The organism is Desmospora activa DSM 45169 (assembly GCF_003046315.1).
GTDB classification, from domain to species: domain Bacteria; phylum Bacillota; class Bacilli; order Thermoactinomycetales; family DSM-45169; genus Desmospora; species Desmospora activa.
In genome coordinates this window covers 1,408,878-1,423,105 of record NZ_PZZP01000001.1, presented here as the reverse complement: position 1 = coordinate 1,423,105, position 14,228 = coordinate 1,408,878, and the positions used below count along the sequence as shown (strand labels likewise).

Sequence of the window (14,228 nt, the reverse complement as noted above, 5' to 3'; positions counted from 1 at the left end):
GTGGGTTTGATGACAAAAACAGCTGTTTTATTTCCGTCACAGATGAATATCGATCCCAATGAATATCGAGCGTTGTTTGATCAAGTTCCAATTATGCAAAATAGATTTGCCGAAGCGTCACAAATTTTGGGTTTTGATTTAGTTGAAGCATTCTTCTCCGATGACCTCGATGAAGTTAATAGGGGGATTGTGGCCAGACCAGCCATCGTGTCCATTAGTGCCGCACTGTATGAATGGGCACAAGATTATATACCGTCACCTTCCTACTTAGCGGGTTTAAGTTTAGGGCAGTTGACGGCAGCACATATCAGTGGAGCGTTAACCTTTTCTGATTTGGTTCGGATGACTTATACCATGGCTTCATTGGAAGAAAAGCACTTTGCGGACAAGGATTATGGTGTACATTTTTTTTACAACATTGACATCGATAAGTTGTTGGGTGTCATGGAAGAGATGGAATCCAAAGGGCACTATCTCAAGGCTTGTGCTTATACGGCAAGTAATCAGATGATTGTCTGTGGATCCCTCTCCAGTATGGGAGAATTGAATCTGAGAGTATTGGAATTAGGCGGGATCGGAGTGGAAATTCCATATGGACCTCCTGCTCATTGTCCGTTGATGGAAGCAGTGAAGCGCGAATTTAGCCGCAATTGGTATTATGCGGATGACGTAAAGAAGCCGAAGATCCCTTTAATCTGCAATATATCGACTAAGGTATTGGATCATCCGAATAAGATTTGTAACGCACTGATAGAGCAGTACACCATGACGGTAAAGTGGACCCAAACAATCGAGAAAATGGCTGCACTGGGAGTAAAGCGACTGGTAATAATCGGTCCGGGCAATTTTATTTATAAATCACTGGGTTTTATACCAGTTTCTTTTGAAGTGGAGTGTTACTTGGGGCTGCATGATATGTTGGAAAAGAGTGCGGCTAGGAGGATGTCGGAATGAGTGTGGCTGTGATATTTCCCGGTTTGGCACCTTCTGATTATGAAAGCGTGAAGGATTTTGTAGAAAAGAGCCCCTACGCCCATAGGCGCTTTGAATACGCCAGTGAAATATTAGGTTTTTCATTGCGAAAGTCTTTTCGGGAGGCAACGGAGGACCAATGGGAAGTCTTCCAATGTGCTTTCTTAGCCAATTCTTTAGCACTGTCCGATTGGGCGGAAGAAAAACTGGGAATGAAACCATCCGTTTGTGTAGGAGCTAGTTTTGGAGGTTTCGGCGCTGCTATTTACACCGGGAGTTTAAGCTATAATGAAACGTTGTTGTTAACCTATGAAAGTACACTGCAAGAAAAACAGAATTTTTCCGGCTTTGACGAGGAAATGGGAACCCATTTCTTTTATCGGCTCACACTTAACCAGGTTCAAGACATGATACACAACCTTAGAGAGCAAGGACACTGGGTTGAATTTTCTTCGTATCTATCCGAGGATATTCATGCTGTTTGTGCTACTGTTGAAGCGATTGAAATCATAAAACAAGAGATACGCAAACAAAAAGGGATTTCGTTACACACCATGAAACGCCTGGTTCATTCCAGTAAGTTGAAGAACTTTAAAGATCACACCCTAAAGACCGTTTATAATCGCTTTTCATTTCGGGATCTAACAATTCCTTTTGTGTCGGATGTCGATGGAATGATCCTTGAAAAAGGGGAGGATCTGAAGAATGCTTTACTGGACGGGTACGATCATCCAGTAAGATGGCCGGAAACGGTTAATACGCTGAAGCGTCTCCAGGTTAGTAAAGTGTTTGTCGTGGGTCCACGAAACCTGTTCGGTCCACTAAGCAAGGAACATTTTGAAGTCGCTATCGTCAGCCCTGAAATGACATTGGAGAGTGTGGCAAATTGAATCCGATCCTCGATGTACAAAATCTAACTGTTTCCTTCAAAGATAAAAAAAGCAAAGAAATCATTCAAGTGGTGAATGATGTTAGCTTTCAAGTTCAACAAGGGGAGATTTTTGGACTTCTAGGGCCGAACGGCGCCGGTAAATCATCCATTATCCGGATGATATGCGGATTATTAAAACCAGAGTCCGGCAACGTTTTTATAAACGGAGTCAATCACCAAAATCGGGTTAAATCCCTTCAATATATCAGCGCTGTTCTAGAAGGAAACAGAAACTTATACTGGCGCATGACGGTTCAAGAAAATATTTCATACTTTGCAGGAAACCGTGGGATGCAGTTTAAGGAGATTAGGGATCAAGTCGATGAATGGCTACATCTATTCGGACTGGAAGAGAAAAAAAGTGAACTGGTCGGGAATTTATCTAGAGGGATGCAACAAAAAGTGGCTATTATCGTGGCCCTTTGTCTGAATACAAAAGTGATTCTACTGGATGAGCCTACACTGGGGCTCGATGTTAAGACCACGAATGACTTGAAGAAGATTTTGGTGAAAATACGAGAAGAGTTTGAGAAAACCGTGATTATCAGTACACATGACATGAAATTGGTGGAAGAAATTTGTGAACGAGTGGTAATCATTGATCGCGGGAAAAAAATTGTAGAAGATACCGTTGAAAAACTGATGAAACTGTTTCAAATCAAATCATATGTACTATCCGTAAAAGGAGGGCAAATACCGATAAAAAAAATGGATAGTATCGTAAAACAATTCCCTGAATTCTCTTATGACGGTACTATTGGTTCCTATACCGTAGATATCTCGGATAGTACATCATTCTATACCTTTATTGAACTATTAAAAAAAGAGGCGTTGTACATCGAAAGTATCCAACCGGCTCGCCTGGATTTTGAACGAATCTTCACTATTTTATGCGAAAGGGATCAAGCGGATGTTGTTCATGTTTAAAAGTAATATCTTTAAACAATACATCGAATTTAGAAGATACCTGACGAATACTCTTCTTGAGCTGTTTATCTTTTATGTTATTCTGATGGCGCTTTTTCTAGGATTTAATACTTTTGCCGGGCAAATGGATCACTTTGGGGAGAAAATTGAATATGTTGTCGCCGGTTATCTCATTTGGATTTTCGCTCTGACGGCCATGCAGTCGATTGGCTGGGAAGTCTATACAGACATGCAACGGGGAACGATGGATCAACTGTATATGACTCCGATCTCGGTTTGGAAAATATTGTTGAGTAGAATGATCGGAAAGGTGCTCATCCAATCATCCGGCGTAGCGCTGTTAACGATCGTATCCATGGTGACGACAGGTGTATATCTAAATACTGATTTAATTAGCATTATTCCGATCCTTCTTTTAACTCTGTTTAGCATGTTTGGAATCGGCTTTATTGTAGCGGGGATATGTATCTTGATTAAACAAGTGGACAATCTCTTGATATTGTTTCAATTTCTACTCATGTCCTTTGTTTATATACCGATAGAAAAAGCTCCATTCCTCAAATATTTCCCCTGTATCTACGGAGTCGACATGTTAAAACAAACGATGATTAATCATGTTTCCCTTTGGGAGTTTTCCGTTGGAGATTTTGCGTTTTTGCTTGTAAACTCATTCGTCTACTTTTGTTTAGGGGTTGGATTATTTCGCTTGTGTGAAAACACCGCAATAAAAAAAGGGATACTAGGAAAATATTAAAATCTTGCCTTTTAAAGAAATGGTTGAGGAGTGGGTCCGGATATGACCGCTAAAGTGATCACGCCGAGGCAGTCTTATACAAAAGGAGAGTTTGAGCGTGATGTTGTTGGCTTGGCCGGATATCTTCGCAACAGGGGGGTAAAAAGCGGTGACCGGGTATTGCTAAAGGGAAAAAATTCGTACCCCTTTGCTGTAACGCTCTTTTCATTGATCCACTTGAATACGTCTATCGTTCTTGTCGATCATCAGCAAACTCAAAAGCAAACCGATGAGATGCTTTTGCGAGCGAATGTTAGATGGAAGTTGCTAGGAAGCTTAGATAAGGAGAATTCCGGAGATAGCCATTCGTTTTTTTATGAAGAATGGATACGACAGTCTAAAGCTCTACCCGACTCCTCAGAAACACTTTCCTTTCATGAGTGGCGAGAAAGGAGAGATGCAGCGATTCTGTGGTCGTCCGGATCGACGGGTGAACCAAAGGGTATCGTTAAATCCGGTCGATCGATTTGGGATAATATCGAGAAAACACGGATGGCTATGGATTACCGCGATGATGATGTGCTAATGCCTTTGCTTCCGTTTTCTCACTATTATGGGCTTTCCATCCTGTTGATTTGGTGGCAACAACAGTGTTCCTTAGTCATTCCTCAGTATCACATGCTTAATCAAGTGGCGAATCTTATTATAAGGGAGGGTGTAACGGTCATAGATGCTGCCCCTTCTACTTACTATTCTCTGTTGAATCTGGTGCAAAAAAAGTTGGAATTGGTTGAACAGATGAGGCAGGTAAGAATGTGGTGCGTTGGAGGGGCACCGCTTTCCAAGCAACTCACGGATCAATTTTATCAAGCCTTTGGTATGTTGCTTCTCGATGGATACGGTTTAACCGAGGTAGGCAATGTAGCTGTTAGTAACCTGAATACCCCAAGTGCGTGCGGTTATCCATTGAATGATGTAGACGTTCAAATTAAGGATGATAGCGGAAAGGAGATTCCTGTCTGCGAAACAGGAGGTATTTGGGTGCGCTCTCACGGCTTAATGGAGGGCTACCTGGATTCGGATGGAACCATTGTACCACAGCAATCCAAGTGGTATGACACTGGTGATATAGGCTTTTTTGATACTGATGGATATCTTCACGTGATCGGTAGAAAGCATGCCGTACACCGAATGGGGTATACACTGTATCTCGCCAGTCTGGAAAAAAAAGCGGAGGAATGCGGGTGTCCAGTAAAAGTAATTGCACTAGATGAAGAAAGAAAGGGTTGTTCTCTTCATTTTTTTATTGAAGATCATGAAACACGATCATTTCACTTTTGGCAAAAACAAATCTATCCCTTGCTATTTTCTTATGAAAGACCGGATGAAATTTGGGTATTGGAACAATTTCCGCTAAATCATAATGGCAAGGTAGACCTGGTAAAGTTGAGAGAGTTTGCGGTCAATAAAAGGAAGGAATCTCATCTCACTGCTAATGTTGATAGGGGGGAAATGCAGTATGTCATACCTAGTTCAAAGTTGGACTGAACAGAAACGAAATCAAGTACCTTTTCCTGACCGGGTAGAACCTTTGGAAAGAACAATCCAATTCATGAAAGAAAACCCGTCAGCTGTCATGAATATTTTAACGGAGATCTCGCTCCATCGTTCCGCATCGTATGAGCTAAGCGCAGCCATCTCCACATTAGAAGGTGCCCTGCATGAGGTATCGACTCACCGTCCGCCGCAACTGAATCAAATGGCGGTCTTTATGCCTTCAAATGTGATTTTATACTCCTATGTGCTCTACCTGTTGGTGCCGTCGTTATTTGTGCAGGAAATACACTTTCGCCCCTCCAGCCAGATTAAAGACCAGCTTATTCGACTCCATCAACTTCTTAAAGATGTACACGGTTTACCGATTGAGATCCAGCCGATCTCTCAACGGAAGTTCCTCAAACAATATGTTGCTCAAGCCAATTTGATTGTGTTTACAGGTGCTTACAAAAATGCGGAAGAGATTAAATTACAGCTGAATAAAGAGCAAATCTATCTCTTTTTCGGTCAAGGGGTCAATCCGTTCATTGTTGCTCCCGGTGCTGATCTTCAATCAGCCGTTTCCGGTGCGATTGATATACGATTACTTAATTCGGGTCAGGATTGTTTGGGCCCAGACGCCTTTTTTATTCATGAGTCCCATTTGCCGATGTTTACAGAGATGCTTACCCGTCAATTGGATTCCTTAAAATTCGGCGATAATACTGACGCTGAAGCCGATTGGGGTCCGATCTATTATGATAGCACATTAGAGATGGCATCTCAGTACTTACATCGACACCATTCCGATATCATCCGTGGCGGCTCTGTAAATTTCCGTAGTCGCATTGTTGAACCAACTGTTTTATTACGGGATTTTGAAGAAAACTTTGAGATTGTCGAATTTTTTTCACCGGTGTTTAATGTTGTCCGCTATCGTGATGAGGGTAAGTTGATAGACCTACTGCGTTCCGGTTTTTTCATGGAAAGGGCATTAGGTGCCAGTGTTTACGGTAAGGCGGATAAAGTGGTGGAAATATTAAAAAAGAGACATACCGTTACGATAAATACAACGCTTCTGTCGATCGATGACGGCAATAGTCCATTTGGCGGGTATGGGCCAATGGCCAATTATATCAGTTATAACGAGAAGCTTTCTTTCAAACCGATTTTAGTATCCCAAGCAGTGGGTGAATGTCTCAGAGCAGAAAGGTGAGTCAATTGTTTGCGTATGAAAATCCCTGGGAAGCGGTTGTGGACTATCTGGATCATATCGGGGTTCAGGAGGTATTTGGGTTACCCAGTGATGATTTAGGTTTTTTAGAATCTTTGGAAACAAAATCAAAATCACGCATGATCTTATGTAAAGATCAGCGCAATGCTGTGTTTATGGCAGTTGGACATGCCATGGAATCGGAAAAACCAGGAGTTTGTGTAGTAGGAAAAGGGCCGGCACTCACCAATGCGCTTACGGGTTTATTGGAGGCCAAATCGCTGGCAGCACCGCTGATTCTCATCGCAACGGGAACCCGCATTAATCGCTTGGGAACAAAAGCATTTCAGGAACTTGATCAACGATCCCTCGTCCAACCACTGGTAAAGTGGTCGTATCGGGTGGATCATCCTGACCGATTGTGTTGGGCTTTGGAAAAGGGGGCTCTTTTGGCTGTCAACGGTACTCCCGGTCCGGTTTATATTGAAATTCCTGAACAAATGTTTGAAGAAAAAATACCTAGAAAAAAACCTTGGGAACCCTTGATTGTAAGACGGTTTCTTCCTGATGAAACCAGCATGGCACAATCTCTTCAACTGATTCGAGCTAGTAATCGTCCTCTGCTTCTGTTAGGGGGTGGTATGAGAAAATCAAAGGCAAGAAGTGAAATCATTCGTTTTACCGAACAATGGGGGGCCGCTTTATTTGTGACAGCTTCAGGGAGGGGAGCGGTTCCAGAAGATCATCCTCTTTTTTGCGGGCTGGCGGGTTTGTATGCAACTGAACCGATTCGCCGATTATGGAAAGAGACGGACTTGGTAGTCGTGTTGGGGAGTCGTTTGGAGGAGACCGCAACATTCGGTTGGGAGCAAATGAATCCGAAAGCGACCTTGATCCAAGTGAATATCGAACCCGATGACTGGTCCTTGGAATACCCGGGGATGCACATGTTAGGGGACGGTGGATTGGTAGTGGAAGGATGGCTAAAGGAGATAAAAGAAGAACCATTGGTTCAAAACCAAGAGTGGATTAAAAACATTCAGGTGTATAGAAGAGAACTTTTTCAAAAAGCGAATGAACATTTGAAGAATGCCCGTACTGACCCTTTCATTCATGTGGCAGAGATATTGGATGTAGTGGATCGGATAGTGACCAAAGATCGGATTCTCGTTCAGGAAAACGGGTTGCAAGATATGTGGTCCTATTTTTATCCCTACTATTCCTGCGGAGGGGAAGGAGGGGCGGTATTACCGAGTGACCAGACCAGCTTGGGCTTTGGAGCAGCTGCTGTGGCCGGCGTGAAATTAGCTGTTAAGGAAAGACCTGTCATTGCTTGGATAGGAGACGGCGCTTTCCAATTGTTTAAAAGTGATCTAAAGACCGTGGTTGAGCAGAAAATCCCGATCATGTACATCGTTTTAAAAAATGGTGGGTATGGTTGGCTTCAGCACCAATGGAATCAACAAGAACATCACTCATCAGAACATTCCAGATATCACTTTACTTCACCACCGGATCACTTTCAATGGGGAGTAGATCATCCCCAAATCGAGTGCCTGGAAATTATCGGGAAAACTCAATTGGAACAAACCCTGCAACAGGCATATCAGTTTCAGTTAAAGGGGAAGACAGTGGTGGTGGAAATACCGGTTCAACTTGGCGATATACCACCTGGAATGCAAGCAATCGAAGGCGATTTTCCGGGAAAGGAGCATGTCACCATTGGAAACTAATGTGATGGGGAACGCAGTTTCCCCGCTGACATCCAGTGGTCTCCAAGTTCCAGTAAGCTTTTTAGGAACGGGTATGTATATTCCGGATGCGATTGTTTCCAACCGGGATATGACCAACTGGCTGGATACAACGGATGAGTGGATCGTCACAAAAACTGGGATCAGAGAGCGGAGATTTCTAGAAAAAGGAAAATATACGTCGGATATGTGCATCGGTGCGGCTAAACAAGCTCTCTATAACGGTGGGATCCATCCGAAGGATTTGGATGCGATCGTGGTATCGACTTTTACTTTTGACCAACTCCTGCCTTCAACCGCTCTGATCGTGAAAGATGCACTGGGAGCGGATCAGGCGATTCCCATTGATTTGAACCAAGCTGCATGCGCAGGCGGTATATATGGGATTTGGTTAGGTTGTCATCTTTTGCAAAACGAAAAGATCAAGAATGTGCTGGTGATCGGGGCAGAGTGTATGTCTCGTATAACCGATCCGCTTGATCGCACGACCAGAGTATTTTTTGGGGATGCAGCGGGAGCGTTAATTTTAGGAAAAGCTGAGGAAGGATATGGGCTTTTGTCTTGGGATATACAATCTTCTCTTTCGTACAGTGTGGAAGTTCCTTCGGGTGGTTCTAAACACCCGACCAGCGAATCGTCTGTGGCGGCAAGAGGGCAATATCTAAAAATGGATGGTCGTACGGTTTGGAAGGAAGCAACAAAGCAACTGCCGAAAACGATGTTGACAACGGCGCAGCGGGCTAATCTAGAGATCGGTGATATCGACCACTTTTTTATCCATCAAGCGAATCTCAATATTCTTAAGAAAGTAATGGAAAGCCTGCAGCAGCCGATGGAAAAAACCATTGTCAATGTAGAACGATTGGGAAATACCGGGGCGGCCACTGTATTTACGGTTCTGCATGAAGCAATGGAAAGAAAAGTGATCCATCATGGAAACTATATGATGATTGCCGGGATTGGAGCCGGGTTTTTATGGGGTTCATTATGCTTACGTTATTTTAATCAAACATAACTGGGAGAGTGCTATAAAGATGAATGAACAAAGAATGAAAGAGTTGTTTGTGCAAACGTACGAAATGGATATTAAACCGGAGGAAATCGAATCCAATCAAGTGTTGTTTGGACCGGAGTCCTCGTTTAGCTTGGATTCGATGGATGTGCTTCGTTTTATTTCTGTTTTAAAAGACGAGTATAATCTTCAACTCGGATCGGTTCGAACCGATACGTTTAAAAGTATCCAATCGATTACTCAGTTTGTAGAGGAACAGAGTTAGACTGGATTTTAGGGTACTTTAAAACCCTTTCATATGAACGGAAAACGATCGTTCATATGAAAGGGTTTTTTAAATGAGGAAGCTTTTCATCTTATATGATATCCTGCGTCGACGTGAAGCACTTCACCGGTTATTCCTCTGGACAATGGACTTAGCAAGAATAACGTTGCGTCACCGACTTCGCTTTGATCTACGTTTCGCCTTAATGGAGCTTTTTCTGCTATGGTACGCAATAGATCATTCATACCGGAAGTGCCTTTTGCTGAAAGGGTACGAATCGGTCCAGATGAGACAGCATTGACCCGAATATGATATTTGCCAAGATTCTCTGCCAAATACTTTACATTAGCTTCTAAAGCCGCTTTTGCAGCACCCATTACATGATAGTTTTCCACAAAACGCTCAGCCCCGATATAGGTTTGAGTAACGATACTCCCGCCATCGGTCATAATTTTTTGCGCTTCCCTGGCAACAGCAATAAGTGAATAAGAGCTGATGTTCTGGGCTAAAAGATATCCTTCCCGCGAAGTATCTATATACTCCCCCTTTAAATCCTCCTTTTCAGCATATGCGATGGAGTGAACAAGTCCTTGAATGCTTCCCGCTTTTTGTTTTATCTCAATAAAAGCGTTTTTAATACTGTCATCGTCGGAAGCATCACATGAGAACACATGAAGGGGGGGAATATCAAACTGAGAAAGTAAAGCGGAAATCTTTCGGTAAGACCGTTCTTTTCGATATGTAAATATTAGATTTGCACCTGCTGCATGAAGTGATCTTGCGACACCCCAAGCTAGACTTCTATCATTTGCAACCCCCATAACCACTACATTTTTTCCTGACATTAAGTTCTTCATTGGCATTCCTCCCTCAAAGTTGTAGATAGGTATATTATAATCAGCTGGGTATATATCGTTGACTAGCATATTCCACAAATATTTTATATAAAATGAATGCCCTAAAATAAAAAAAGCGGTTTCCTAACCGTTTGTCACGGTATTGGACAAAAGCCGGAAACCGCTAGTAAAAAAATATGATCAGCCTTCCTTGAAGTCGGAGAAAATCGACTTTAATTCTTTGTTCCTATTTCCTTTTACGAGGGAAGATCGTAAAAGAGAGGGAGTAAACACCGTCAACCACCAATATGATGGTCCATATGGACGAAATGTTGGAAAGCGTTTCAAAAGAGATTGCTTCCCATTGAAATGTCATCATAAGAAAGTAGATTCCATGGGCAATGGCATAAATGAGTAGGTGTTTGAACCAACCATTTCTCTCTCTACGAGCATGTTCCCAATCTGAACCTCCGTCGGCGGACTTTTCTTCTCCTTTATGGGTATGGCGAGAAGGATTTTTCCACTTTTCCACCTTTTCCTTCAGGTATGCGTCCAACTTCTTAAAATCTTTTTTTCCGTACGTAAGAGCGTAGATCAGAATTATGGCGATGATCAGTTGATAATTGGAGAACTCACCGGTTTGCATGTAATCCAATATGGCAAGAGATAAGATGAAAAGGTCATTGACGATAAAGAGAATCAAGAAAATCAAGCTTAGACGATGAAGCTGAAACCAGTACCTTACAATCACAAAGGATATACTGAAAACCCAGAATAAAACTTCGGCAGCAATCAGGATGTACCATTTGTATTCTGCCAGAAGAGACATGCGTTTCCCTTCCTTTATCTTCGTGTATTTTTGCCCAGTGCCCCTACACTGACTTTTGAAAAAAATGATGCAAGGGAAGTCTACTCAATACATACGTACTGAGTATATAATCAGGTTCTTCATTTTGCAACCCTTTTCGCCATTCGGAAAAATATTGAAATATTCAATCCAAATACGCGAGATCTATTGGTCGGAAGCCCTATTGTTGCGGGATATACGGATGACCCAGAGGGGATGATCCTTGTAAAATTGAGAACGAATCATTGGTACCTTATTCCCAAAAGGTGGAATGACATTGAATAGAAGAGTGGTTATTACCGGTTGTGGACTGATCAGTCCCATCGGTGTTAACACGATTGATTATTGGAACAATCTCATTTCCGGTAAAAGCGGTATTGGCCCGATTACACGCTTTGATACAGAGGATTTTTCTGTCAAAATAGCGGGTGAAGTTCGTGGGTTTGATCCATTAGCGTACATATCCAAAAAAAATGTGCGACGCATGGATTATTTTACGCAATATGCGGTTGCAGCGGCTTTACAGGCTATCGATCAAGCAAAACTTGAGATTAGCAAACAGTTGTCGCCCAGAGTAGGGGTTTTTGTCAGTTCCTGCAATGGCGGATTCAATTACATACAAGAAAATGTGAAAAATTTACTTGAAAATGGCCCAAAGCGTGTAAGTCCATACTTTTCTTCCGCTACACTGGTCAATATTCCATCCGGTGAAATTTCCATTCTCATTGGAGCCAAGGGACAGTCGGGGGCAATCGTTACCGCTTGTGCTACAGGAACCAGCTCTGTGGGGGAAGCGATGAGACTCATTCAAAGTGGTCGAGCCGATGTTATGTTGGCTGGAGGAACAGCCGATGCGATTACCCCTTTGGATTTAGCCGCCTATTCGAATGTAAAAGCCTTGTCCCGACGAAACGAGGAACCAGAAAAGGCGAGTCGTCCGTTTGACCGTGATCGGGACGGATTTGTCATTGGAGCCGGAGGCGGAGTATTGGTATTGGAAGAAGCAGAGCACGCCATCGGGCGGGGAGCAAAGATTCTAGCGGAATTGGTCGGGTACGGTGCTACAACGGACGCATACCATATCACAGCACCGGATCCGTCTGGATCTGGCGCTGTGAGGGCTATTCGTTTAGCTCTGGAAGAGGCAAAGATTCAGCCTCGTGATGTAAATTATATTAATGCGCATGGCACAAGTACCCCGTTTAACGACCAGATGGAGACTAAAGCGATTAAAACGGTTTTTGGAGAAGATGCGGGGCGGATTCTAGTCAGTTCCAACAAGTCGATGATCGGACATTTGATGGGGGGAGCTGGTGCCGTAGAGTTGATTGCCACGGTATATTCCATACTGGAAAAAAAGGTTCCTCCTACCATCAATTGTGACCATCCCGATGATGAGTTGGATCTAAACTATGTTCCACATCAGGCACAATCCTGCGACATTGAATACGCGATCAGCAACTCTTTTGGATTTGGTGGGCACAATGCGGTACTGGTTGTTCGTCGGTGGAATGAATCTTCATCTAACCTCCTGTAGCGGAATCTTACAATCTTAGAAGGGGAGCAGACAGCCATGAGACGCTGACAAACACGCCGTTCAATTCTAGCGGCTAAAACCATGCCCCCTTTACCTCCACTGTCGGACAAGCAGGTTTATTGGAACTCCTATACTCTTCCAAAGGAGGGATGTGGAATTGGATTCTGGTGTTGATTTTAAAGGCTTGACAGGTCGTATCAAGGAAAGCCCCCATAATGCCTGGAGGGAAGAAGTGTTGAACCCTCAACTCCGGTATGAGGCTCGTCATCTTCTTCCCTATTATCTTTGGATTGAAAAAGCACTTCTAGTCGAGCACCAACGATTAGGGTTGATCAATCGTAATGAAGTTGTCGATATTCACTCCGCAATTGATCAGTTACATCCAGATGAGGTGTTAAAACAAGCGGAAGCTCATTTATCAGACATGGCCTTTACGATTGAAGGAATGATCACCGCCAATCTACCCCAACCTGTTATAGCATGGCATGTAGACCGGAGTCGCAACGACTATCAAGCGACTGCTCAGATGATGCATATCAGAGATTCTCTATTTGATATTGCCGCACAGTTGTCCGAGTTGGTTCGGGTTACTCTCCATTTGACGGAAAAACATGTGGATACGGTGATGCCGGGGTATACACATCATCAAGCGGCACAGGTGATCAGCCCAGCTTTTTATCTAACCGCTTTTTTGGAGTTTTTGATTCAAACGTCTCGTCGATTGTTATCGGTCTACAACGAGGGAAATGGCTGTCCATTGGGAAGTGGGGCGATGGCGGGGCAGGAACTGGCGTGGGATCGGGATCGACTTGCTGAGTATCTCGGATTTTCATACCCAGTCCACAACGCTCTAAGCGGTGTTGCATCAAGGGAATGGATTTTGCGTATTTCCGGGGAGATATCAATCTTTGCTACCTCCTTGAGTCGCTTTTTAACAGACTTTACTCAGTGGGGAAGTAATGAATACGGGTTTATCGATTTACCAGACGAATTAAGTGGGATTTCGTCTTCGATGCCGCAAAAGAAAAACTTCCCCATCTTGGAACGGATTCGGGGAAGGACATCCCACTTGATCTCGATCCATATGGGAATGATCGTGGCTCAACGAAATACGCCATACAGTAACCTGGTAGAAGTATCGAAAGAAGCAGGGGCACCAATACCTTCGCTTTTCCAGACGATGAAATCACTTCTTCGGCTGTTAACCGTGTTTATGAGTCATCTACGCTTTCAAGAAAAGAGAATGCGTCAAGCCTGCGAGAAGGAATTTCTGGGAGGTTTTTCATTAGCAAATGCCTTGACATTAGAAGCAGGAATTCCATACCGCACAGCTCAGGTGATCGTAGGAAAAGTGATTGTTTCTTCTATTAATAAAGGGCTTATTCCCGCAGACATGAAAGCCAAAGATGTCGGCGAAGTGTGTATGGAGTATGGTTATAAAGTGTCTATTTCCGATGATTGGGTTCAAAGCTATTTTGATGTGGATCAAAATCTTCTACGAAAACGATCATTGGGATCGACTCACCCTGAGCAAGTACGAGAGATGGTGAATCGATTTCAACAAGTATTCGTTCAATTAGAAAATGATTGGTCGCAGTACCAAATCGAGCAGCAGAAAGCGAAGAGGACGCTGGATAATATTTTAAAAGATTAAGGAGGTGAAGGGTC

13 protein-coding genes are annotated in these 14,228 nt (G+C 43.2%); 11 read left to right on the top strand and 2 right to left on the bottom strand.

Annotated features, from left to right (window positions below):
* The first annotated feature begins 9 nt into the window (after positions 1-9).
* From C8J48_RS06980 to C8J48_RS06940, 9 genes are read left to right on the top strand one after another with little or no spacing between them, the layout of a single operon-like run.
* A complete protein-coding gene (locus C8J48_RS06980; RefSeq protein ID WP_107725594.1) occupies positions 10-954 on the top strand; it encodes an ACP S-malonyltransferase in 945 nt (314 codons plus the stop codon).
* Entirely contained in the window at positions 951-1,862 is a 912-nt protein-coding gene (locus C8J48_RS06975) for an ACP S-malonyltransferase (RefSeq protein WP_107725593.1), read from the top strand. Before C8J48_RS06980 ends, C8J48_RS06975 begins: the two co-directional genes overlap by 4 nt.
* Positions 1,859-2,830 (top strand): ABC transporter ATP-binding protein, encoded by a 972-nt coding sequence (locus tag C8J48_RS06970; RefSeq protein WP_245891086.1) that lies wholly within the window; start codon positions 1,859-1,861, stop codon positions 2,828-2,830. The genes C8J48_RS06975 and C8J48_RS06970 overlap by 4 nt, the downstream gene beginning before the upstream one ends.
* Complete coding sequence (locus C8J48_RS06965; protein WP_170105241.1) at positions 2,823-3,584, top strand: ABC transporter permease; 762 nt, start codon at positions 2,823-2,825, stop codon at positions 3,582-3,584. The genes C8J48_RS06970 and C8J48_RS06965 overlap by 8 nt, the downstream gene beginning before the upstream one ends.
* Positions 3,585-3,626: 42 nt before the next feature.
* Positions 3,627-5,111 carry a class I adenylate-forming enzyme family protein gene (locus C8J48_RS06960; RefSeq protein ID WP_107725590.1) on the top strand — a complete coding sequence of 495 codons (1,485 nt, stop codon included), beginning with the start codon at positions 3,627-3,629 and terminating at the stop codon, positions 5,109-5,111.
* Positions 5,083-6,315: an aldehyde dehydrogenase family protein gene (locus C8J48_RS06955; RefSeq protein WP_170105239.1), complete on the top strand. Its 1,233-nt coding sequence runs from the start codon at positions 5,083-5,085 to the stop codon at positions 6,313-6,315. The genes C8J48_RS06960 and C8J48_RS06955 overlap by 29 nt, the downstream gene beginning before the upstream one ends.
* Positions 6,294-8,045: a thiamine pyrophosphate-binding protein gene (locus C8J48_RS06950; RefSeq protein ID WP_107725588.1), complete on the top strand. Its 1,752-nt coding sequence runs from the start codon at positions 6,294-6,296 to the stop codon at positions 8,043-8,045. Before C8J48_RS06955 ends, C8J48_RS06950 begins: the two co-directional genes overlap by 22 nt.
* Entirely contained in the window at positions 8,035-9,078 is a 1,044-nt protein-coding gene (locus C8J48_RS06945; protein WP_245891085.1) for a 3-oxoacyl-ACP synthase III family protein, read from the top strand. The genes C8J48_RS06950 and C8J48_RS06945 overlap by 11 nt, the downstream gene beginning before the upstream one ends.
* 19 nt (positions 9,079-9,097) lie before the next feature.
* Positions 9,098-9,340 (top strand): acyl carrier protein, encoded by a 243-nt coding sequence (locus C8J48_RS06940; RefSeq protein ID WP_107725586.1) that lies wholly within the window; start codon positions 9,098-9,100, stop codon positions 9,338-9,340.
* A gap of 86 nt (positions 9,341-9,426) precedes the next feature.
* Here C8J48_RS06940 and fabI read toward each other — a convergent pair whose 3' ends face one another.
* Complete coding sequence (gene fabI, locus C8J48_RS06935) at positions 9,427-10,197, bottom strand: enoyl-ACP reductase FabI (protein WP_107725585.1); 771 nt, start codon at positions 10,195-10,197, stop codon at positions 9,427-9,429.
* A 226-nt stretch (positions 10,198-10,423) separates the two neighbouring features.
* Positions 10,424-11,005 (bottom strand): hypothetical protein, encoded by a 582-nt coding sequence (locus C8J48_RS06930; protein ID WP_107725584.1) that lies wholly within the window; start codon positions 11,003-11,005, stop codon positions 10,424-10,426.
* Positions 11,006-11,300: 295 nt separating this feature from the next.
* Between C8J48_RS06930 and fabF the strand changes: the two genes are divergently transcribed.
* Both fabF and C8J48_RS06920 read left to right on the top strand, forming a co-directional pair.
* Positions 11,301-12,560, top strand: a complete 1,260-nt coding sequence (gene fabF / locus C8J48_RS06925) for a beta-ketoacyl-ACP synthase II (RefSeq protein ID WP_425430449.1) — start codon at positions 11,301-11,303, stop codon at positions 12,558-12,560.
* Between the two features lie 157 nt (positions 12,561-12,717).
* Positions 12,718-14,214, top strand: a complete 1,497-nt coding sequence (locus C8J48_RS06920) for an argininosuccinate lyase (RefSeq protein ID WP_107725582.1) — start codon at positions 12,718-12,720, stop codon at positions 14,212-14,214.
* Positions 14,215-14,228 lie beyond the last annotated feature (14 nt).